Here is a 20,636-nt window from a genome sequence, read left to right as displayed (position 1 = left end):
CATGGCCGACGCTGTTCGCCAGCCGTCCGCCGGATAGGTCGTTTCTTCCAGTCAGGACATCAAAAGATAGAGTGGGGGGGTGACGGTTTTATAACAAAAGCATGACGGTTTTATGGCAAAAATCCAGTCCGCCGGTATTTCCCGGCGGGGTATTAATCATCAGCGTCCGGCCGCGGCGCTTAGCTTTCCGGCACGTTGGTTTCCAGCTCCTCGATCCAGATGCGGGCGTTGCCGTCGGACGGAGCGCGCCAGTCGCCGCGCGGCGATAAACTGCCGCCCGCGGTGACCTTGGGGCCGTTTGGCGAAGCGGAACGTTTGAACTGGCTGGTGGTGAAGAAGCGATACAGGAAGACCCGCAGCCAGCGGCGTATTTCCGGCAGCGGATAACCGTGGCGTTTCTCCTGCGGATAACCCGGAGGCCAGGCGCCCGCCGCCGCGTCTTCCCAGGCGTGGAGCGCCAGGAAGGCTATCTTTGACGGCCGGAAGCCGTAGCGCAGGGTATAGAACAGGTTGAAGTCCTGCAGGTTGTAGGGGCCGATAAGGGACTCGGTGCTCTGTATCGCGCCGGCATCGTCGGCGGGCACCAGCTCCGGGGATATTTCCGTTCCCAGAATGGCCTCGAGGGTGTTCGATACCGGCTCCTCAAACTGGCGGGAGGAGATTACCCAGCGGATCAAATGCTGGATCAGGGTTTTCGGCACGCCGGCATTCACATGATAGTGGGACATCTGATCGCCCACGCCATAGGTGCACCAGCCCAGGGCCATCTCGGATAAATCGCCGGTGCCCACCACCATGCCGTTTTCATGGTTGGCCAGGCGGAACAGGTAATCGGTGCGCAGCCCCGCCTGGACGTTTTCAAAGGTGACGTCATAGACCTTTTCTCCCCGCGCGTAGGGGTGGCCGATATCCTCCAGCATGCGCAAGGCGGCGGGCCGGATATCTATTTCTCGGTGGGTGGCCCCCAGGGAGGTAATCAGGCTCAGGGCGTTTTGCCAGGTTTCATCGCTGGTGCCGAACCCCGGCAGGGTGCAGGCAATGATATTTTCCCGCGGCAGGTTCATGCGGTCCGCCGCCTTGGCGATGACAATCAGCGCCTGGGTGGAATCCAGCCCGCCGGAGACGCCGATAACCAGGCGCTTGATACCGGTGGCCAGCGCTCGCTGCACCAGCGCCGCCACCTGGATGTTATAGGCTTCGTAGCAATCCTGGGCCAGCCGTTCCTTATCGGCCGGGACAAAGGGAAAACGTTCCACCGAACGCGTCAAACCCAGATCTTCGTCACGGGGCGCTAGGGTAAAGGCGATGCGCCTGAACGCGCCGGTCCGTGCCTCATGAGTCCGCCGGTTATCGTCAAAGGTCCCCATGCGCAGGCGTTCCTGGCGCAGCAGGTCGAGATCGATATCGGCCATGGCCCATTGGCTTTCCAAGGCGAAACGTTCCGTTTGTGCCATCAGTTCGCCGTTTTCGTAAATGACGCACTGGCCGTCCCAGGCCACTTCGGTGGTGGATTCACCCAAACCCGCCGCGGCATACAGATAGGCGGCCAGGCAGCGCATGGACTGGGAACGGCACAGCAGCTTGCGCGTATCCGCGCGGCCGATGGTGATGGGGCTGCCGGACAGGTTGGCCAGGACGGTGGCGCCGGCCAGCGCGGCTTCGGCGCTGGGGGGAATCGGCACCCAGAAGTCTTCGCAAATTTCCACATGCAGCACAAAACCCGGCAAATCCTCCGCCGCGAACAGCAGGTCGGGGCCAAAAGGCACATCCTGCCGCGCCAGGCGGATAGTCCCTTTGGTCTGGTCGCCGGCGGCGCACTGGCGACTTTCGTAAAACTCCCGGTAGGTGGGCAGGTAGGATTTCGGCACTACCCCCAGCAGCCGGCCCCGGTGCAGCACCAGGGCGGTATTATAGATGCGCCCGGCATAACGCAGCGGCGCGCCCACCACCAGCACCGTCTGGAGCGCGGCGGTGGCATCCAGCAGTTCGCCGATGCCGCGTTCCACCGCGTCAAGCAGGGTATCCTGCAGCAACAAATCCTCTATGGAGTAGCCGGACAAGCATAATTCGGGAAAGATGCCCAGCGCGACGCCCTCGGCGTCGAGACGGACGGCCGTCTCGACAATGGTGCGGACATTTTTTGAGGGTTCCGCCAGCGCGCAGGGAACGGTACAGGCTGCTACGCGGGCGAAACCATGCTGATAAAGGGAGCGAAAGCTCATTGACATAATACGTCTTCTCAAGTTGGGCTGAATTCATGACCGATTCCCGAAACTATAGCAGATGGCACTGCCTGTTCTGTAGCGGTTTACCCATAACCTGAGAGCACACCTTTATCTTTTCAGAGAGAAGGCGAGGGGGTGTAACTGTTCTGGATCATAATCTGGCCGGCGCTGGTTTGCCGGAACACCTTTGGCGACAGGCCAAAGCTTTTCTTGAAGGAGCGGGCAAAGTAGGGACTGTCGCAAAAGCCGACATTCCTGGCGATTTTATCGATGCTCCACTCCGTTTTTTCAAGCAAATAACGCGCCTCATTCATCCTTTTATTATTTAAATAAGAATTGAATCCCACGCCAAGCATACGTTTAAACAAACGGGAAAAATAAAACTGGCTAAGATTGGCCATGTTCGCCATTTGTTCAAGATTAAGATTGTCGGAGAAATTCTGATTTATATAATTGACGATTTTTTCAATTTTTGCCCGATGAAGGTCAGAGGTGCCGATATAGGTCTCGGTATCATCGTCCGGATCAATACTTTTGATAATACGTACGTCGTATTGCTTGCACAGATAATTTTCAACGATAACGTTCAATAATTGCGCAGCGGCCCTGATCTTCATCAGATTCATCACCGGAACCTCATGATAAAGATCAAACAGTCGCGATTCTTTGCGCATATCATTATTATCGCGCAGGATATTGGGGATGGGTGAATCGTCCGTCACCCGCGCCTGACCGCAGGCCAGAAAACCCACCAAACTGTCGTTGATGACAATGGGGATGGAAAAATCCACTAATCCGGCATGACAGCGATAGCAATTGACTTGTTTGAGTTTTGAACTTTCAAGACCGCCACTGCGATCGCATTGCTGACAATAAGGATAAAAGGCGGCGTTTTTTCTCACATGCTGGCAAAAGGAGGTAAAATTATACCATGGTGAGATTTCCTTGCCGTTAAGATCGACCACAACTGAACCCAAACCGGTGGCATAGGCAAAATCATACGAGATCTTATCGATAATATCTTTGGATGGTCGCATATTTTAACCCGTTATTGCTAATGGTAATAAATCAAAATATCTTATGAGTCATCCTAACCTATAAGACAACCTATTTTTTGTCTACAATGGGCGTCATTCCTCTAACATTATACTCTCCTGTATCGCTCTGTAAATTAGAGTGAAATCACACTTTACCGACTCTTGCTAATTTGAACAATAATTTCATTAATAGTAAAAGTGTTGATGTAATGTGATATTCCGGTAAATTGATATGCCTTAATGAATTGTCTTTTTTTTATTTTCTCCTCACGCATAAAATTGATCTAGGGTAATATCCGAGGAAAAACTTTCGGCCGCGCCAAGGCCCCCACATAAGATAATGTCACGATATCTTATCAGGCGAGCGATATGTCTTATAGTGATGCATAACATAGTCATCTTTTGCGTTTCTTATAGGCGCCATTGACCGATTGCCCAATCAATGGCGAGGTGGTTCAAATGATACCGTGAATAATCCCCCTGATATCGGCGACACTGGCCGGCAACGGGTTGCTTGCCAGCGTCACGTCATGCAATGCCGCCGTCGACATGGCGTCTATCACCTCAAGAACGCGGGGACGTTCGATATTCAGCGAACTCAAGGTCCCGGCGATGTTGAACTGCAGCATGAGATTGCGCAGATGGTTTATAAGGTTAGCCACGCAGTAATCATCCGTTGACTGGAAATTGGCCAGCCCGCAGAGCTTGCTTAACCGGGCATACTTGGCCCGGGCGGTTTTATCCCGGCTGTTGAAGCGGATCACATGACATAGCAGCAGGGCATTGGCCAAACCGTGTGGAATATGTAATTGCCCGCCCAATTGATGGGCGATGGCGTGGTTTAACCCAAGTCCCGCCTGGCTGAACGCCATGCCCGCCAGGGCGGAGGCATTGTGCATTTTATCCCGGGCTTCCTGCTGATGGCCGTTTTGATAGGCTTTTCCCAGATAAAGCAGCACCATTTGCACCGCTTTTTCGGCCAGGGCATCGGTAAAGTCGGTGGCGCCGACGGCGACATAGGCTTCCAGCGCATGGGTCAGCACGTCCAGACCGGTATTCGCCGTGACCGCCGGCGGTACGCTCATCACCAGCCGCGGTTCCAGTATGGCGATATCGGGATAGATACTGTCATCGAACAGCGGGTATTTAACCTTGGTGAGCGGATCGCTTATCACACAGGCGCTGGTCACTTCGGAACCGGTGCCGCTGGTGGTGGGAATCGCGATAAAGGTTTCTATCGCTATGCCCAGTTTGCGGCCGAAAAAAATAATCCCTTTGGCGGAATCCAGCGCCGAGCCGCCGCCGAAGCCGATCACCACCTGCGGCTGGACTTTGCCCATCTCGGTAATACCGGCCACCACCGTCGCGATCGGTGGATCCGGAATGATATCGGTAAACAGCGCGGTTTCGTTATCCGCACCGATGTTATCGGTAATCATTTTCAGATTTTCACTGCCGGCCAAAAAGCCGTCGCAGACTATCCAAACCTTTTTATCATGGAGGGTCTGCAACCAGGACAAGCTATCGGCACCGCTGTAAATCCGGGTCTTTACCGTAAAAATAGCCATGATTCGCCTCTTGATCCCTAACGAATGGAAAACCCATTGGTCAGCACACAGCGACGTTTGCGGGCAAAAGTCCGCGGGGAGGTTGTCCCCTCGCCGGTGGGTGTGGCAATGGTGAAAGTGGTGAATCCCTCGGCGCCGATACCCAAACCGGCATAAGAGGGGCCGTTTTTAACGAAGATCGATGTCTGCATGGTTTTGGCCGCGCGATTCAGCCGGCTGACATTTTGCGAATGCATGATGGCGGTGTGATGCAGGTCGTTTTCCACCACCAGCGCCAATGCCAGACCCTCATCGAAATCTTTGACCCGCACAATGGGCAATACCGGCATCAACTGTTCCACCAGCACCAGCGGGTCATCTTTTCCGACTTCAACGATAATCAGCCGCGGCGCGAAAGGCGCGCTCAGTCCGGCCGCCTGTAAAATCACCGCCGGGCTTTTGCCCACCAGTTTTTTATTGGCTTCACCTTTTTCAGTTATCACCACCTGCCGCAACTTGGCCACGTCGGCGGCGGAACTCACCAGCAACGCACCGTTTTTTTGCATATTGTCCACCAGGCGGTCGGCAATGCTGTCGACCACTATCACGCTTTTTTCCGCGATACACAGTACGTTGTGGTCAAAGGCCGCCCCGTCGACGATATCCTTGGCCGCTTTAATCGGGCAGGCGGTTTCGTCCACCAGCACCGGCGGGTTGCCGGGACCGGCGCCGATGACTTTTTTGCCGGTTTTCATCGCCATGTCCACGATGGCTGGGCCGCCGGTGACGGCCAGCAGCGCAATGCGCGGATGCGCCATCATTTCCCGGGTGGCGTCAAAGGTGGGATTGGCCACCGTGGTCACCAGGTTGTGGATACCGCTGGCGCGGTAGATAATCCCTTCGATTTTTTCTATCAGCCACAGGGAGACATTCTTCGCGCCGGGATGGGGACTGAAATAGACCGCGTTGCCGGCGGCCAGCATGCTGATGGTATTGTTGATAATGGTTTCGGTGGGGTTGGTGCTGGGGGCGATGGCGCCGATAAGGCCGAACGGCGACAGTTCGAACAATACCATGCCGCCGTCGCCGGTGAGGGCGCGGGTGGTTAAATCTTCAATGCCCGGGGTGTTGGCCAGCGCCGCGGTGTTTTTGGCTATTTTATCCGGTGCGTTACCCATGCCGGTTTCATCGGCTGCGCGTTCGGACATTTCGCTAATCAACGGCGCCAGTTCTTCTCTCAAGGCCGTAATGATTTTGGTCCGTAGCGCCAGGGCTTCGGCCATATATTGCCGGTAGGCGCCATAACCGGCGATGATAGCATCTTCAACCTGGTGGAATATGGCATTTGGCGTGGCTTTGGATCCCACGGCGCCATTCAGGTTATCGGCGAGAATGGCGCGAATCATGTTCTCCAGTTCAGTGCTGTTCATGTTTAACTCCCTGATTGAGGCTGCCTGCAGCCTCTATTGCAATAGACAAACTTTGTTTAACGGAACCGTCGTTAATATCGATTCCTCCGGTTAATGTTCCCGGGAGATAAACAGGATGCGCGCTGCCGGCATCCCTGGGTTTCCTGCGCCTGGAATTGAGCAATAACCTCTTTGATGGCATATTCCAGCAATACGCGATGCTCTTTGATAAGGGCCGCGATATCATTGTCCGGCATGATTCAATCCCTCGTCGGGCTATCGCCCGATACTAAAATCTGTCGATGGTGTCGATAATGCCGACAATCGCCAAATCGATGGCCTGGTTCGGCTCCGGAAAAATTTTTCTGGCCGAGGAGCCGCGGGTAACCAGGACTAATTCACCCACGCCGGCCCCTACCGAATCCACGGCAATCTCTTCCAGTTTCTCGTTCTGGGCCGGTCCGGAACCATCCAGGTTCACCCAGGTAATCACCATCAGCTTTTTGCCGAGCAGTGATGCGGATTTTTGCGTTGACACCACCGAGCCTATTACCTTTGCCAATTGCATCGCGTTATTCCCGCCGTATCAGTTTAATATTCTGATTTTCCATAACATCCCGCGCCAGGGGAGTTATAAAAGTGTCTCTTTCTATTAACAGCCAGCAGTCATGGAATAAAACCACATTGGCATAACTGATGCTGCCGCCGGCCGCCATATGCACCGGTATCTCCAGATGATCCACCACGGATACCGGCAAACGGCATAATTCCCGAAGCGGCAGAGCGGTTAATAACTGCCGGTGCACCATCAGCCGTAAACGCACGCCATAGGCCCATGCTTCCAAAAGGGTCGCCACAGCCGGATTGCCGGAATCATATGCCGCCAGGCTTTGAATAAAGGCCAGATCCGGTAATAACAAAGACAATTGCGCATGATGCAAATAAACTGTTTTTGTTAATCCGGCGGACAACTCGGACATATTTGCCGTATAGGTTTTATTTTCCCGTTCGTGCAGCAATGCGATAACCCGGGCGACAATCAATTCAAGCATAGGTCCTCCTCCATCCATTAAAACTGCGTGAGGAGGAGCCTCGCCGTCGGCTTGCCTTCACCGATATCCGCCGCATTCGCTTCGTCGGTATCAATATGCAGTTCCAGACGCATATCGTCGCCGACCCGAATGCATACATCGCCAAAAATCAATGGGCGGTCGGTACCTTTAATCTCGACATTGACAATTTCTCCCTGCTTTACGCCAAATATCGCCGCATCAAGGCGCGACATATGAATATGCCGTTGGGCGATGATCACGCCTTCCGCCAGGGATATTTCAGCGTAATCGCTGACCAGGGTGATGCCGGCGGAGCCGGCCACATCGCCTGACAAACGCAGCGGCGCCGTGATCCCCAGCAGGCGGGCATCGGTGCGTGATACTTCGATTTGCGATTGGCCGCGCAGCGGTCCCAACAGGCGAACATTCTTGAGCTGGCCCTTGGGACCTTTCAGCGTGACGGTCTGTTCCGCGGCAAACTGGCCCGGCTGTCCCAGCGCTTTTTTAACCGTCAGCGGCTGTCCGGGAAATAAACGTTGATAATCCATTGCCGATAAATGGACGTGCCGGTTGGATATCCCCAAAGGGATGGCCCGTTGCCGCATTTGTGCAATAACCTGGCCGGTCAGCAACGTAATCTGATCGTTATCCATTTGCTCTACCTCAATACCGTTTTTTGATAATGAATGCATTTACTGCGGGGTTCCCCTTTTTGTCTGCCGCATAACGGATCGCCGCAGATTTTGCAGGTGGCCGGCAATACGCCGGCGGATGCCTGCACCGTACTGACCGTTCTGGTCAGCGTGTCGGTGAATTCCGGCCGTTCGGCAGAGGAAACCAAAACCGTTTCAACGGCGGCGGCCCGCGGATTTTCCCCGATAGCTATCGCCCCGGCCGGAGCCGAAGCCGCATCGCCATCGGCATCCGGGGTTTCGGCGTCAGCGCTGTCGCCGGCAACGTCCTCCTTGATGCCGTTGTCTTGACGCAGCGACGCCGAAATGATTTCGCTCGTGCCTGTGGCCGGACGGGCGATGGTGGTGCAGGCGACAAAACCCGAACAACTCCGCGCCATTTCCTCGCCGGCGGACAGCGCCGTGCGCACCGACGCGACATCGCCATGGATTTTCACCAGCATCCAACCGGATCCGATGGTCCGCTCCACCCCGAGCAATCCCACCGATGCGGTTTTAGCCATCGCGTCGGCGACGGTTATCGCCAACGACAAACCCGTGACTTCGATTAAGCCGAGAGAATGTTGCACGTGGTCCCCCTTATCCAGGTTGAGTGATTTACTCAGTCACCAAGGTCTGGTAAACGGGTAACAGGACTTCCACATCGTTGTGGGGGCGAGGTATTACATGGGTGGATTTCACTTCGCCCACGCTGGTCGCCGCCACCGACCCGGCTTCCACCGCCGCTTTTACCGCGCCGACATCGCCGCGCACCATAACGGTAACCAGACCGGAGCCGATTTTCTCGTAGCCCACCAACTGGACGTTCGCCGATTTGACCATGGCATCCGCGCCGACGATGGCGCCGATCAGGCCATAGGTTTCAATCATGCCAAGTGCATTATTCATTTATTGGTATCTCCAGAAATGCTTTGCTTTTGATTAAGTATCCATTCCCCGTCCGCGGCATCGCGGTTATGACGCGCGTTCAGGGAGATTTTTCTTATCTTTTGTTTTGCCGGGCAGCGGCTTATTGACCAGGCTGCGATACAGCACCGCGCCCAGACAGGCGCCGACAATCGGGGCGACAATGGGAATAATAAAATAGGGGACCTCGCGACCGCCGGTCAGCGCGTTGACGCCCCAGCCCGCCAGAATGCTAAACAGCCTGGGGCCGAAATCCCGCGCCGGATTCAGGGCGAAACCGGTCAACATACCTTGGGCGACCCCAACCAGGGCAACCGTTATGCCAATCAGCAACGGCGCCAGCGGGCCGCGCGGCACGCCGTTACCGTCGTCGGTCAACGCCATAATCAGACACATCAGCGTCAATGTGCCGATCATTTCGCTGGCGAACGCCTGTACCATATTGATGGCCGGATGAGGATAGGTGCTGAAAATACCGGCCTGGGCCAGGCTCTCCATGCTGCCGCGCTGGATGTGGTGAAGGGTTTCGAAGTCAATGAACAAATTGTAATACAGCAGATAGACAACCAGGGCGCCGCCAAACGCGCCCGCGGTTTGCGACAGGATATAAGGCAGGACCTTTTTGCCTTCAAAGTTGCCGAACAGCCACAGGGCGATGGTGACCGCCGGGTTGATATGGCCGCCGGAAATCCCGGCGGTAAGATAAACACCCAGCGAGACCCCCAGGCCCCATACGATACAGATTTCCCACAGGCCGAAACTGGCCCCGGCCAACCGGATGGCCGCCAGGCAGCTGATACCGATGAACAAAAATAATCCGGTTCCGAAAAACTCGGCAAGACATTGTTGCTTTAATGAGGGTAAGGATACGTTCATAGTAGGATCCTAAATAAGTTGTTCGAAATAATGTCCATCGTTATTTTTATTGCTAACCGCCGATAACACAGGCTATTCCCAATGATTCAACAATAGTTTTGTATTTCTGAAGACGGCTGTCTTCAGGCGGCTTTATACCAATCAAGCCGTATTGCCTGCCGAGCAGGGAATATTTGTTCTGTCCGTAATTGTGATAAGGCAATAAATGCAATCGCGAGACATTTTTCATATGCGTGACGAATGTGGCAATGGCTCTGATACTCTTTTCGTCATCATTAAATGTCGGAATTACCGGTACCCGGACGGCAATATTTTTCGCCAGCTCGGAAATCGCCAGGGCGTTGCGTAAAATCACTTCATTCGGATGGCCGGTAAATTCTTCATGCCTGGCGCTGTAAAAGGTCTTGATATCCAGCAGCAGCAAATCCAGCAGGGGGATAACCCGTTCCAGCACCTTCAGGGAGGCGATGCCGGTGGATTCCATCGCCGTGTGCCAGCCCCTGGCCTTGCACGCCTTCAGCAACGCTTCGGTAAAGTCCGGCTGCGCCAGCGCTTCGCCGCCGGACAGGGTAATGCCGCCGCCGGAACGGCGGTAATGCGTCTCGTCCTTGCGCAGTTCGTCCATGACTTGCGCCACCGTCATCTTTGTACCTGACTGCACCATAGCGCCCGCCGGACACGCTTGCGCGCAGGCGCCGCAATGGGTGCATGCCTCGCGATCGATAAGGCCCGGACGTTTGGGATCTATCGCCCCGATAGGGCATGCGGCCACACAGCGCCCGCAATGAATACAGTTGCGTTCATGATAGAACATCTCCGGCTCGGTTTTTTGCGATTCAGGATTACTGCACCATTTACATGCCAGATAACATCCTTTTAAAAAAACGATGGTCCGAATGCCCGGTCCGTCATGTAAAGAGAACTTCTGAATATTAAACACGGTGCCAGTTTGTTCAGAATCAATTGCCGCCATGTCATCACCTTTAATTAATTCCGCCATCTGTCCTTCGACATCTATTTTCCGGGCTGGGGCCGGGTGATTTTTTTGGCCGCGGCGTATTTCCGTCGCGGCTAAAAAGGTCCCTATTAAAAGACGTGTTCGGTACGCAGGATAATGTCATCCTGAACGCCTTTATCCAGCGACACGAACTGCGCGCTGTAGCCGGCGACCCGCACCACCAGATCGCGGTATTTTTCCGGCTCCTGCTGCGCGGCCAATAGCGTGGCGCGGTCAACCACGTTGAACTGGACGTGCATGCCTTTTTGATCGAAATAGCCGCGCAGTAGCGCCGCCAGGTGATGCAGACCCTCATCGCCCTTCAGCGCCGCCGGATGGAATTTCTGATTGAACAGCGTGCCGTTGGAAGCCAGGAAATGATCCAGTTTCGCCACCGAGTTGGCCGCCGCGGTGGGGCCCTTGGTGTCCATGCCGCGGCTGGGGGAGACCCCGTCCGGCAGCGGTTGGCCGGCCAGGCGTCCGTCCGCCGTCGCACCGACGGTTTCCCCTAGCGCCACGTTGGCCGATACCGGATAGAGCCCGGCATGGAAGATACCGCCGCGGGGGTTGGTGTATTTTTCAACCTCGCGGCAATAAATTTCAGCGCCGACGCGCGCCAGCATATCCACTTCATCAATATCGTTACCGAATTTGGGCGCGTTGTTGATGAGCATCTGGCGTACCGCGGTCAGGCCGCCGTTGCCGTTCGAGGCAGCGGCCGATTCACGGGGAGTGATGTTAAGGGACGACAGGGCCAGCGCGCCGTTTTCACCCAGGACTTTTTTCACCGCTTCCAGCACCAGATCGTAGGCGGCGTCTTTTTTCACGCCCCCTGCGGCCGCCGGCGCCGCATCCACCGATCCCGCCGGAACGCCGAAATTGGCATCCAGCGCTTCTTTCAAATGGGCCAGGGAGAGTTTGCCTTCGTCGAACACCAGGCGTTTGATGGCCATCAGCGAATCGCCGACGTTGGCGACGCCCACTCCTTGCGGACCGGTGAAGTTATAGTGCGCTCCGCCTTCCTGCACGGTTTTACCCCGGCTGATGCAATCATCCACCATGCTGGAAAGAAACGGCAGCGGCGCGCGTTCGGCGTGGGCCAGATCCACACTGTTGTCCGCCATCGCCAGATGGTAGACAAAAAATTCGTTCTGCTTGCGGTAAGCCTCGATGATATCGTCGATGCTGTGGAACGAATCCAGTTCACCGGTTTTTGGTCCGAGCTGTTTGTTGCCGCTGCGGCCGTTATTGAGGGCGATTTCCAATACCTTGCTCATATTGTAAAACGCGGCATCGTGCCAGCCTTCGGTTTTGCCCGGCTTTTGCGGTTCCACGCAGCCGATGATGCCGTATTCCCGCGCATCTTCCAGGGTCAGGCCGCGATTGATCAAAGAAGCGATAATGACTTCGTCGTTGTAATAGGCCGGGATACCCATGCCCATGCGGCTGATTTCACAGGATTTAAGTAATAAATCATCAGGGGTTTTCGACCACATGCGCACCGACAGCGAGGGTTCATGCAGCCGCACGTGGGCGGTGGCCGCCATGGCCATAAACGATAAACGGTTGGTGGCATCCTGCCCGCCGCGGGTCTGGCCGCCGACAATCAGGTTCTGGAACATCGGATAGCCGCCGAAACCCTTGGTGGACCCCTCGTCACGCACCTTATTGACGTCGTTGAATTTCACCCACAGGCAATCCAGCAGTTCCTGCGCCTGTTCATCGCTCAGGGTCTTATCCTTTTCCAGGAACGGGAACATATACTGATCAAAACGGGCCGGCGAAATGGAATGGCCGTTGGATTCAAGCTGGATGATGGCATGGGCGAACCAGAATGACTGGCAGGCTTCATAAAAATTGCCGGCGCCGTTTTCCGGCACGGTTTCGCAAACCTGGGCGATCTTCAGCAATTCCTGTTTCCGTTCCGGCGTGGCGCTGTTTGCCAGGGCGCGGGCTTTAGCCGCGTAACGGTGCGCAAAATTCACCGCGGCGTTACAGGAGATGATCACCGCTTTGTAAAACGACTCTTGTTTAAGATAATCGGGGGAGGTTTTATCCGCGGCGGCCATGGCGGCCAGCACGTCCTGGATAATGCCTTTATAGCCCTTGTTCAGGACCTTGGCGTAATCAACCGCAACATGGCCGACGCCGTTGAAATAGTAGTTGCCGACGGTAAAAACGTTTTCCGCTATGCATTCACGGGTGTCCGGCAGCATGTAGGAAGTGGCCAGTTCGTTGGTGGTTTTGCCCTGCCAGTAAGGGAAAACCTCGTTTAATTCCTGCTTGGCCTGCTCGGAAATGGTGAACCGGTCGCCTTTGCGTAAATTCAGGCGTTCAAATTCATCTTTGATCCAGATATTGGAAAATTCCGGATAAATCTGCGCGGAATGCGGCGTCACCGTCAGGCTGCCGACGATAAGCTCGCCGTCGCGGATGGTGACCGGCAGCTCCGCCAGGATTTTTTCCAGCGCCTTGGCGCGGCGGATCACGGTAGGCAATGCTTCCGTTTCTTGATAGGACGCCGTGACGAGCCGGGCGCGATCGGTTTCAATGCAGGGCGTGCTGTCAAGAATTTGTTCCCGCAACGCGTTGACTCTAGCGGTCGGTTCGCCAAAACCCTGTGATATAAGACTCATTATGTTTTTCTCCGCATCAAGCAACGCAGGTTAGATGTAAGGTGTCGTGGCTGAAGGCGCTTTGCCGCCCATGGTTTCCAACAAGACCAGGCCGACTTCCCGTGCCGAGCGCACAGCCTGGCGAACCGCACCGGAATCGCCGGACACGATCAGAATGACTTCGTTGGTGAAACTGGTGCCCTTGGCCGGCGAGCTGTAGGCCACCACATCGACATTGGCCGCCTTGATAGCGGTATCCGCCATCAGGACCCCGATGGCGGCGGGGGCGCCGACGATGACGCCGCAGGCTCTGCCCAACGGTGCGCCGAAGGCTTTTTCCAACGCATAGCTGGCGCGGGCGGTATATTGCAGTTCCACATGTCCGGCATCGTTGGCATAAATATCGCCGAAGGTGCGATCCAGTTCGTTAAGGGCCACTTCCACCGCCCGTTTAACGTCCGATACATCCTGGCCGCCGAACAGCACCAATGAGCCGTGACCGGCGCCGCCTTTGGTATCGCGGGCGAGTTCAATGGCCACCACTTCGGTATTGGTGGCTTTTACCGCTTCATCCGCCGCCATAATCTGCGGGCCGGCGCCGGTACGGGCGCCAAGGATGCCGATGGAGCGGTATTTTTTTTCCAGATGCATCGCTTCCAGCAGTGCGCTATCGACGTTGGCGATAACCAGACCGATGGAATCGCCAATGGCGGTGCCGACAAATTCCGTTAACGTACATATTTTTTCTGACATGATAGGGTCCGCTTGAGGGCTGTTTTCCAGAGATGCCGTGGCGGGGGTTTTTAATTCACCCACTTTTCCGAGTACCTCGGCGATGATGTTTTCCACCAAGTTGTCGGTGTTCATGCTTTAAGGCCTTTCGGCAGCAGATTTTCAACGTCGGAGTGCGGACGCGGAATGACATGGGTGGCGATGACATCGCCAATCTGGCGGGCCGAGGCGCAGCCGGCATCAGTGGCTGCCTTTACCGCACCCACATCGCCGCGCACGAATACCGTCACCAGGCCGGAGCCGATTTTCTCGTAGCCAATCAGTACCACGTTGGCAGATTTGACCATGGCATCCGCCGCTTCAATGGCCGCGGTCAACCCTTTGGTCTCTACCATACCTAACGCTTCTTGTTGCATGTTGTTCTCCTTGGCGCAAATCATGGGTAGGGGATTAATTTCACTGGGGTAGGGTAAGGGAGAAAAAAATAAAATAATTGCCCTGTTAAATTTTCTGGCAAATACGGCCTTGCGATTAACGGTGTTTTATTGCTATGGAAATAAAGTAGGTGTTTGAGTTAAATCGATTTTTTTATTTATTGCGCTGTTGAAAAATTGCGAAGCGGGTATTTGTTTTTACATCATGACTCTTGTTTCGTTTGTTTTTTTATGATAGCTGGACCGATTTTTTAATAATGGTTTTGCCGCCTCGCCATTTTTTCCGATTGTATTATCTGTGAACTGCATCACTCATTGTCTTCTTGACTGATTGTATGACGATAATATAGTTTTATCTCATGTAAAACGTTTTGGTAACCCAGTTTTAACCTGACAATAACGTTTACCCATCGCCGGTTCGCAACCGCGTTGGCGAATGGATCCGGTACGCCGGCAACGGTGAATGAACGTATTTATCACGAGAATTCAATAAGTAAAGTGGAGATGGCCCATGTCTTTGCCCCTTGAGAATTACCGTATTTTTGCTATTAAATATGCTCATCACCATCGTCTGGCCCGGGAAAATTTCATCGGCGGCGATCTGCACGACGGGCCGATGCCCATCGACTATTTTGTCTGGGCCATTATCGGCGGCGACCACACCTATATCGTTGATACCGGTTTTGACGGCGCCATGGCCGATCGGCGGGGGCGCACCATTACCCACCCGGTGGGGGAAGGGGTTCGCCGGGTAGGGATAGACACCGAAACGGTAACCGATGTCATCATTACCCATATGCATTATGACCACGCGGGCAATCATCTGCTGTTTCCCGGCGCCTTGTTCCATGTACAGGAGCGGGAAATGGCCTTTTGCACCGGCCGCTGCATGTGCCACGGCGAACTGCGCCATCCCTTCGCGGTGGAGGATGTGAAGGCCATGGTGGACAAGCTTTTCGCCGGACGGGTGCGGTTTCATCACGGCGACGCCGAATTGGCGCCGGGTCTGACCCTGCACCGGGTCGGCGGCCACTCGGACGGATTGCAAATCGTACGGGTGCATACGGAACGCGGCTGGGTGGTGCTGGCGTCGGACGCGGCGCATTTTTTCGCCAATATCGAACAGCAGCGTCCCTATCCGGTGGTGTATCACATTGGCGATATGCTGGAAGGGTATGCCACGGTAAACCGATTGGCGGCATCGGCGGAACATGTGATACCGGGTCACGATCCGCTGGTATTGGAACGCTACCCGGCGATGGACGGGGATACGGCGGGATGGATTGTCCGGGTGGATCTCTCTCCCCTGGAAGTTGAATAACGGCGGGCGAAAGCCTGATAAAGCTGCCGGACCGGGTCATGATTGCGCCATAATGGGGTCGAAAGTGCATCCGGGGTATGACCCCGGCTGAACCATCGTCGTCCCCGTGATGGCCTCGGGGACAAGGCAACACATTCTAGCGGAGAGAAATCATGATTGTTGAATTGCGGGTCTATCACTGTTTACCGGGACGTTTACCGGCCCTGCAGGACCGCTTCAGAGATACCACCCTGGCTTTTTTTGAAAAATACGGCATTGAGCCCGTCGGTTTTTGGACAACCCTGGTAGGCGAGAGCAACCAGTCGCTGACCTACATGCTGAAATGGGCAAGCCTGGCGGATCGGGAAACGCGCTGGGCCGCTTTCCAGGCGGATGCGGATTGGCAGGCCAAGCGGGCCGCCAGCGAAGCACAAACGCCGATTGTGGCCCGTATTGAAAACAGCTTTTTAACGCCGACGGATTTCTCCCCCCGCAGCTGAATGCGGGCGGGCGGTCGGCAACCCTGACTTCAAAAGGATAACTGCAGATGAGTGATTTGCATAACATCGGTTTTTGCGGGCTGGGTATGATGGGAACCCCCATGACGCAGTGTCTGGCCGACGCCGGCTTCGCACTCTGTCTTGGCGACGCCGACCGCCGGCGCCAGGAGACGTTAATGGACCGGCTGGGCGCCGGTCCGCTGGATGCCGCCCGCGCGGCGGGTCTGGATGCGCTGATTACCATGCTGCCCAATTCGGACATCGTGGAAAACGTTCTGCTGGGGGATAAATCCCCCGGCTTGGCATCGATGCTGCCCAAAGGGGCGGTGGTCATCGATATGAGTTCTTCTGAACCGGCGCGATCGCGCCGGCTCGGCGCCCAACTAAAAGAAATGGGCCTGGATTATCTGGATGCGCCGGTTTCCGGCGGCGTGAAGAAAGCCGTGGCGGGTGAACTGGCGATTCTGGCGGGCGGCGAGGAGGCGGTGCTTAACCGCTGCCGGCCGCTGCTGGAGGCAATGGGTAAAAGCGTGCTGCATATCGGCGCGGCGGGCAGCGGCCATGCCGCCAAGGCGCTCAATAACTATGTGTCCGCCGCCGGGCTGCTGGCGACGGTAGAGGCCTTGCACATCGCCGAAGGTTTCGGCATCGATCCCGGCGTGATGACCGATGTGCTTAATGCGTCTACCGGCCGAAGCAACACCTCGGAAAACAAGGTTAAGCAGTATATGTTAAGCGGCGCCTTCAACTCCGGTTTCGCCTTGCAGCTTATGAACAAGGATTTGCGTATCGGCCGGGCGCTGGCGCGGGACCTGGGTTATCCCATGCGGTTCGGCGCCGTTTGCGCGCAGCTGTGGGACGAAGCGGCCCGGCGCGCCGCCCCCGGCGCCGATCACACCGAAATGTACCGGCTGATTAACAGGAGTATGCCATGACTCGTGCCGCTCAGTTTTATATCGGCGGACAGTGGGTAACGCCCCTGTCCGCCGCCGGACTCGATTTGATCGATCCGGCCACCGAACGGACGTTTGCCCGGCTGGCCATGGGCAACGGCGCCGATGTGGATCGCGCGGTGGCGGCGGCGCGAGAGGCGCTGCCCGCCTATGCCGACAGCCCGGTATCGGAGCGTGTCGCCCTGTTGCGGAGAATTTTGCAAATCTACCGACGCCGTTACGACGAATTTGCCGAGACGATGCGCCGGGAAATGGGTTCCCCCATTACCTTTGCCCGCGACGGCCAGGCGGTGCGAGGGGTGGCGCATCTGGAGGCGATACTCAAGGTGCTGGACGGTTTCGCCTTTGAGGAGCAGCGGGGGACGACCCGGCTGCGGCTGGAACCGGTGGGGGTCTGCGCCCTTATCACCCCCTGGAACTGGCCTATCAATCAGATTGTGGTGAAAATCGCCCCGGCCCTGGCCGCCGGCTGCGCCATGGTCATCAAGCCCAGCGAATATTCCCCCCTCAGCGCGCTGCTGTTCGCCGAGGTGCTGGATGAAGCGGGGGTTCCGGCCGGGGTGTTTAATCTGGTCAATGGCGACGGCCCCACCGTCGGCGCGGCCCTGGCCCGCCATCCCGGCGTCGATATGGTGTCGTTCACCGGCTCCACCCGTGCGGGGATCGAGGTGGCGAAGATGGCCGCCGACACCGTTAAACGGGTCGCGCAGGAGTTGGGAGGCAAATCGGCCAATATCCTGCTGGACGACGTTAATCTGCCGGAAGCGGTCAGCCGCGGCGTGGCCGCCTGTTTTACCAATTCCGGTCAATCCTGCTCCATTCCCACCCGCATGCTGGTGCCGCATGCCATGATGGAGGAGGCAGCGGACATCGCCAAGGCCGCGGCGCAGGCTTTTCGCCTGGGACCGACGGATTCTCCCGCCACCCAGCTCGGACCGCTGGTGAACCGCAATCAGTTCAATCGGGTGCAGGCCTTGATTCAAGCCGGCATCGGTGAGGGCGCCCGCCTGGTGACCGGCGGTACCGGACGGCCCGAGGGTTTCGAGCGGGGTTATTATGTCAAACCGACGGTGTTCAGCCATGTGACGCCGCAGATGACCATTGCCCGCGAAGAGATCTTCGGCCCGGTGCTGTCCATCATGGGATATGAATCGGAGGCACAGGCCATCGACATCGCCAACGGCACCGATTACGGCCTGGCGGCCTATGTCCAGTCCGGCGACAGGCAGCGGGCGCGGCGGGTGGCCCGTAAGCTTAAGGCCGGCGGCGTCCATATCAATTATCCGCCGGCGGACTTCCTGGCGCCGTTCGGCGGCTACAAGCGCTCGGGCAACGGCCGTGAATGGGGCGAAGCCGGCCTGCGGGAGTATTTGGAGATAAAATCCCTCGTCGGTTACGGTGAGGATTAACGGGCAGGCATATTTTTTTTTGCCTGAAACTGCTGTCATACAATCATACGATTTCTGTTCGCTGCCATAGCCTGAGGAGTCACCATGGAATTCGAAGAGCGTTTTGAGCGTGGTTTCGCAAATCGTAAGGAAGTGCTGGGCGCCGCCCATGTGGAAAAATCCTGGGCCGCCGCCGATGATTTCAATCGCCCGATACAAAAGCTGGTGACGGAGTATTGCTGGGGCGAAGTCTGGGGCGATCCGACGCTGACCTTCAAAACCCGCAGCATGCTGAATATCGGCATCCTGACCGCCATGAGCCAGCATCACGAATTGTCGGTGCATATCAAAGGCGCCTTGAAAAACGGCGTGACCCGCGAGGAGATCCGCGCGGTGCTGATCCAGACCGCGGTGTACTGCGGCGCGCCGCTGGCGCTGGCCGCGTTCCGGGTGGCCAGCGCGGCCATCAAAGCCTACGAGGATGAAACCGGCGGCGCCTGACGGCGCGCCTGCTCCACGGTAGACCCTGTATTCCCTACCTGCCCGCCGCGGATGATGTACGGCGGATCGCAACCCCACGCATCCGTAAGAGGTGCGCTTGAATAACGGGAGACGGACATGGAAACGTTAAGCGACTATAACATCGCCTCGGCGAAAGAAAGCGACCAATCCATAGAAGTAAAAAGGAAGAACGCCATCAAAGGCGCCTTCTTTTCCGAATACATCGATATGTTTGATATCTACCTGCCGGTGGTGGCGCTGTCGCCGGTGCTGTTCTACTTCCAGCCGCCGCAGCTGTCGCCCGGCCTGGAAACCATCCTGGCATCGCTGGTCTTTATTACCACACTGCTGGGCCGACCCATCGGCGCGCTGCTGTTCGGCATCGTGGCCGATCGCATCGGCCGCCGCAAAGCCTCCATCTATTCGGTGTCGGGTTTCGGCGTGGTGACCTTGCTGATTGCGTTATTGCCCGGCTATGAAAGCCTGGGAGTGACCTCTTATGTGCTGCTGGTGATTTTGCGGTTTGTGGACGGAATATTCCTCGGCGGCGGCTATACCGGCGCCATGCCGCTGGCCATCGAGTATTCAAAGAAATCCCAGCGCGGATTTGTCGGCGGCCTGATTATCAGCGGCTTCCCCGCCGCCTATGTCAGCATCAATCTCATCACCTGGCTGGTGTTGATGTTCTCTCCCCTGCACGGTCTGCACTCGCCCTTCGCGCAGTGGGGCTGGCGCATACCGTTCGTGATAGGCGCGCTGCTGGCGGGGGTGCTGGTGCTTTATTACACCTATAAAGTGTCCGAATCGGAAATCTGGCAAAGCGAAAGCGGCGAGAAAAAGGAGAAACTGGCCCTGACCGATCTGCTGCACGGCAAAAGCGGGCGCAATCTGCTGCAGGTGTTGTTAATGATGACCGGCTTCTGGCTGACCCAGAATATCATCACGATTTTCCTGCCCACCGGCCTCTTGGTGAAAACACTGCATTTCAATGGCATAGAAATGACCGCTACCCTGATGCTGACCTATTTCGTGTTGTTCTTCACCTACATCGGTTCCGGCATGCTGGGGCAAAAAATCGGCCGCCGGCTGTTTTTTTTGATTGTCGGTCCACTGATAGCGGTAGTGGGCTCGGCGCTGCTGTATATCCTGAGCACCCGGCAGGGCATGCCGGTGCCGGTCATCGTCGCCTTGGTATGCCTGCTGGCGGTATTGGTAACCTCTCCCTGGGGCGTGATCGTCACCTACATCAATGAACGCTTCGTCACCGATGTGCGCGCCACCGGCTTCGGCGTGGGCTTCAGCCTGTCGGTGATTATTCCCTCGTTCTACGCCTTCTATATGGATTGGCTCAGCGCGGTGATGCCGTTGGCCCTTACCGCGGTGGCTCTGCTGGCCCTGGGGGGAATTATCGGCACCGTCGGCGCCGCCATGGGTCCGGAAACCAAAGACGTGGACTTTTCCTGAGGGGGATC

Annotated in this window: 21 protein-coding genes; 6 read left to right on the top strand and 15 right to left on the bottom strand. The window is 56.4% G+C overall.

Features of this window, described 5'->3' with window-relative positions; all coding sequences use genetic code 11:
- Positions 1-179: 179 nt before the first annotated feature.
- From ACL2XO_RS18295 to pduA, 15 genes are all read right to left on the bottom strand, one after another.
- Positions 180-2,228 (bottom strand): NAD(+) synthase, encoded by a 2,049-nt coding sequence (locus ACL2XO_RS18295; RefSeq protein WP_207918025.1) that lies wholly within the window; start codon positions 2,226-2,228, stop codon positions 180-182.
- A gap of 113 nt (positions 2,229-2,341) precedes the next feature.
- Entirely contained in the window at positions 2,342-3,262 is a 921-nt protein-coding gene (locus ACL2XO_RS18290) for a PocR ligand-binding domain-containing protein (protein ID WP_132927600.1), read from the bottom strand.
- Positions 3,263-3,717: 455 nt separating this feature from the next.
- On the bottom strand, positions 3,718-4,830 hold the full coding sequence (locus tag ACL2XO_RS18285) for a 1-propanol dehydrogenase PduQ (protein WP_413741226.1): 1,113 nt from the start codon (positions 4,828-4,830) through the stop codon (positions 3,718-3,720).
- A 17-nt stretch (positions 4,831-4,847) separates the two neighbouring features.
- Positions 4,848-6,239: an aldehyde dehydrogenase family protein gene (locus tag ACL2XO_RS18280; RefSeq protein WP_413741225.1), complete on the bottom strand. Its 1,392-nt coding sequence runs from the start codon at positions 6,237-6,239 to the stop codon at positions 4,848-4,850.
- A 71-nt stretch (positions 6,240-6,310) separates the two neighbouring features.
- Positions 6,311-6,475 carry a hypothetical protein gene (locus ACL2XO_RS18275; RefSeq protein WP_413741224.1) on the bottom strand — a complete coding sequence of 55 codons (165 nt, stop codon included), beginning with the start codon at positions 6,473-6,475 and terminating at the stop codon, positions 6,311-6,313.
- A 32-nt stretch (positions 6,476-6,507) separates the two neighbouring features.
- Entirely contained in the window at positions 6,508-6,786 is a 279-nt protein-coding gene (locus tag ACL2XO_RS18270) for a EutN/CcmL family microcompartment protein (RefSeq protein WP_132927604.1), read from the bottom strand.
- A 4-nt stretch (positions 6,787-6,790) separates the two neighbouring features.
- The gene (pduM, locus tag ACL2XO_RS18265) at positions 6,791-7,270 is read right to left on the bottom strand and encodes a microcompartment protein PduM (protein ID WP_413741223.1); all 480 of its coding nucleotides are present in this window, start codon (positions 7,268-7,270) and stop codon (positions 6,791-6,793) included.
- A gap of 17 nt (positions 7,271-7,287) precedes the next feature.
- Positions 7,288-7,923 (bottom strand): phosphate propanoyltransferase, encoded by a 636-nt coding sequence (locus ACL2XO_RS18260; RefSeq protein ID WP_413743087.1) that lies wholly within the window; start codon positions 7,921-7,923, stop codon positions 7,288-7,290.
- Positions 7,924-7,928: 5 nt separating this feature from the next.
- Entirely contained in the window at positions 7,929-8,531 is a 603-nt protein-coding gene (locus ACL2XO_RS18255; protein WP_413741222.1) for a BMC domain-containing protein, read from the bottom strand.
- Between the two features lie 28 nt (positions 8,532-8,559).
- Positions 8,560-8,850, bottom strand: a complete 291-nt coding sequence (locus tag ACL2XO_RS18250) for a BMC domain-containing protein (protein ID WP_132927607.1) — start codon at positions 8,848-8,850, stop codon at positions 8,560-8,562.
- 66 nt (positions 8,851-8,916) lie between these two features.
- Complete coding sequence (locus tag ACL2XO_RS18245) at positions 8,917-9,744, bottom strand: MIP/aquaporin family protein (protein WP_132927608.1); 828 nt, start codon at positions 9,742-9,744, stop codon at positions 8,917-8,919.
- Between the two features lie 52 nt (positions 9,745-9,796).
- Complete coding sequence (locus ACL2XO_RS18240) at positions 9,797-10,717, bottom strand: glycyl-radical enzyme activating protein (protein ID WP_413741221.1); 921 nt, start codon at positions 10,715-10,717, stop codon at positions 9,797-9,799.
- 113 nt (positions 10,718-10,830) lie between these two features.
- Positions 10,831-13,377: a glycyl radical protein gene (locus tag ACL2XO_RS18235; RefSeq protein WP_413741220.1), complete on the bottom strand. Its 2,547-nt coding sequence runs from the start codon at positions 13,375-13,377 to the stop codon at positions 10,831-10,833.
- Positions 13,378-13,407: 30 nt separating this feature from the next.
- Positions 13,408-14,223, bottom strand: coding sequence for a propanediol utilization microcompartment protein PduB (gene pduB, locus ACL2XO_RS18230; protein WP_132927611.1), 816 nt, complete (start codon positions 14,221-14,223; stop codon positions 13,408-13,410).
- Positions 14,220-14,504 (bottom strand): propanediol utilization microcompartment protein PduA, encoded by a 285-nt coding sequence (pduA, locus tag ACL2XO_RS18225; protein WP_132927612.1) that lies wholly within the window; start codon positions 14,502-14,504, stop codon positions 14,220-14,222. Before pduA ends, pduB begins: the two co-directional genes overlap by 4 nt.
- A 529-nt stretch (positions 14,505-15,033) precedes the next feature.
- Here pduA and ACL2XO_RS18220 point away from each other — a divergent pair.
- From ACL2XO_RS18220 to ACL2XO_RS18195, 6 genes are all read left to right on the top strand, one after another.
- Positions 15,034-15,843 carry an N-acyl homoserine lactonase family protein gene (locus tag ACL2XO_RS18220; RefSeq protein ID WP_132927613.1) on the top strand — a complete coding sequence of 270 codons (810 nt, stop codon included), beginning with the start codon at positions 15,034-15,036 and terminating at the stop codon, positions 15,841-15,843.
- Between the two features lie 152 nt (positions 15,844-15,995).
- A complete protein-coding gene (locus ACL2XO_RS18215) occupies positions 15,996-16,322 on the top strand; it encodes an NIPSNAP family protein (protein WP_132927614.1) in 327 nt (108 codons plus the stop codon).
- 47 nt (positions 16,323-16,369) lie between these two features.
- Positions 16,370-17,257: an NAD(P)-dependent oxidoreductase gene (locus ACL2XO_RS18210; protein ID WP_132927615.1), complete on the top strand. Its 888-nt coding sequence runs from the start codon at positions 16,370-16,372 to the stop codon at positions 17,255-17,257.
- Positions 17,254-18,684: an aldehyde dehydrogenase family protein gene (locus ACL2XO_RS18205; protein WP_413741219.1), complete on the top strand. Its 1,431-nt coding sequence runs from the start codon at positions 17,254-17,256 to the stop codon at positions 18,682-18,684. Before ACL2XO_RS18210 ends, ACL2XO_RS18205 begins: the two co-directional genes overlap by 4 nt.
- An 84-nt stretch (positions 18,685-18,768) precedes the next feature.
- On the top strand, positions 18,769-19,164 hold the full coding sequence (locus tag ACL2XO_RS18200) for a carboxymuconolactone decarboxylase family protein (RefSeq protein WP_132927617.1): 396 nt from the start codon (positions 18,769-18,771) through the stop codon (positions 19,162-19,164).
- A gap of 117 nt (positions 19,165-19,281) precedes the next feature.
- A complete protein-coding gene (locus ACL2XO_RS18195) occupies positions 19,282-20,628 on the top strand; it encodes an MFS transporter (protein ID WP_132927618.1) in 1,347 nt (448 codons plus the stop codon).
- Positions 20,629-20,636 lie beyond the last annotated feature (8 nt).

The sequence above is a fragment of the Sodalis sp. RH15 genome (assembly GCF_047324255.1).
Taxonomy (GTDB): domain Bacteria; phylum Pseudomonadota; class Gammaproteobacteria; order Enterobacterales; family Enterobacteriaceae; genus Acerihabitans; species Acerihabitans ligni.
This window is presented reverse-complemented; position numbering and strand designations above follow the sequence as displayed.

Bases quoted from the DNA above. Each gene is read 5' to 3' on its own strand.
- pduM (WP_413741223.1), bottom strand. From the start codon at position 7,270: ATGCTTGAATTGATTGTCGCCCGGGTTATCGCATTGCTGCACGAACGG.
- ACL2XO_RS18245 (WP_132927608.1), bottom strand. From the start codon at position 9,744: ATGAACGTATCCTTACCCTCATTAAAGCAACAATGTCTTGCCGAGTTT.
- ACL2XO_RS18210 (WP_132927615.1), top strand. From the start codon at position 16,370: ATGAGTGATTTGCATAACATCGGTTTTTGCGGGCTGGGTATGATGGGA.
- pduB (WP_132927611.1), bottom strand. From the start codon at position 14,223: ATGAACACCGACAACTTGGTGGAAAACATCATCGCCGAGGTACTCGGA.
- ACL2XO_RS18205 (WP_413741219.1), top strand. From the start codon at position 17,254: ATGACTCGTGCCGCTCAGTTTTATATCGGCGGACAGTGGGTAACGCCC.
- ACL2XO_RS18235 (WP_413741220.1), bottom strand. From the start codon at position 13,377: ATGAGTCTTATATCACAGGGTTTTGGCGAACCGACCGCTAGAGTCAAC.
- ACL2XO_RS18275 (WP_413741224.1), bottom strand. From the start codon at position 6,475: ATGCCGGACAATGATATCGCGGCCCTTATCAAAGAGCATCGCGTATTG.
- ACL2XO_RS18260 (WP_413743087.1), bottom strand. From the start codon at position 7,923: ATGGATAACGATCAGATTACGTTGCTGACCGGCCAGGTTATTGCACAA.
- ACL2XO_RS18280 (WP_413741225.1), bottom strand. From the start codon at position 6,239: ATGAACAGCACTGAACTGGAGAACATGATTCGCGCCATTCTCGCCGAT.
- ACL2XO_RS18285 (WP_413741226.1), bottom strand. From the start codon at position 4,830: ATGGCTATTTTTACGGTAAAGACCCGGATTTACAGCGGTGCCGATAGC.
- ACL2XO_RS18215 (WP_132927614.1), top strand. From the start codon at position 15,996: ATGATTGTTGAATTGCGGGTCTATCACTGTTTACCGGGACGTTTACCG.
- ACL2XO_RS18295 (WP_207918025.1), bottom strand. From the start codon at position 2,228: ATGTCAATGAGCTTTCGCTCCCTTTATCAGCATGGTTTCGCCCGCGTA.
- ACL2XO_RS18240 (WP_413741221.1), bottom strand. From the start codon at position 10,717: ATGGCGGCAATTGATTCTGAACAAACTGGCACCGTGTTTAATATTCAG.
- ACL2XO_RS18195 (WP_132927618.1), top strand. From the start codon at position 19,282: ATGGAAACGTTAAGCGACTATAACATCGCCTCGGCGAAAGAAAGCGAC.
- pduA (WP_132927612.1), bottom strand. From the start codon at position 14,504: ATGCAACAAGAAGCGTTAGGTATGGTAGAGACCAAAGGGTTGACCGCG.
- ACL2XO_RS18270 (WP_132927604.1), bottom strand. From the start codon at position 6,786: ATGCAATTGGCAAAGGTAATAGGCTCGGTGGTGTCAACGCAAAAATCC.
- ACL2XO_RS18290 (WP_132927600.1), bottom strand. From the start codon at position 3,262: ATGCGACCATCCAAAGATATTATCGATAAGATCTCGTATGATTTTGCC.
- ACL2XO_RS18250 (WP_132927607.1), bottom strand. From the start codon at position 8,850: ATGAATAATGCACTTGGCATGATTGAAACCTATGGCCTGATCGGCGCC.
- ACL2XO_RS18200 (WP_132927617.1), top strand. From the start codon at position 18,769: ATGGAATTCGAAGAGCGTTTTGAGCGTGGTTTCGCAAATCGTAAGGAA.
- ACL2XO_RS18220 (WP_132927613.1), top strand. From the start codon at position 15,034: ATGTCTTTGCCCCTTGAGAATTACCGTATTTTTGCTATTAAATATGCT.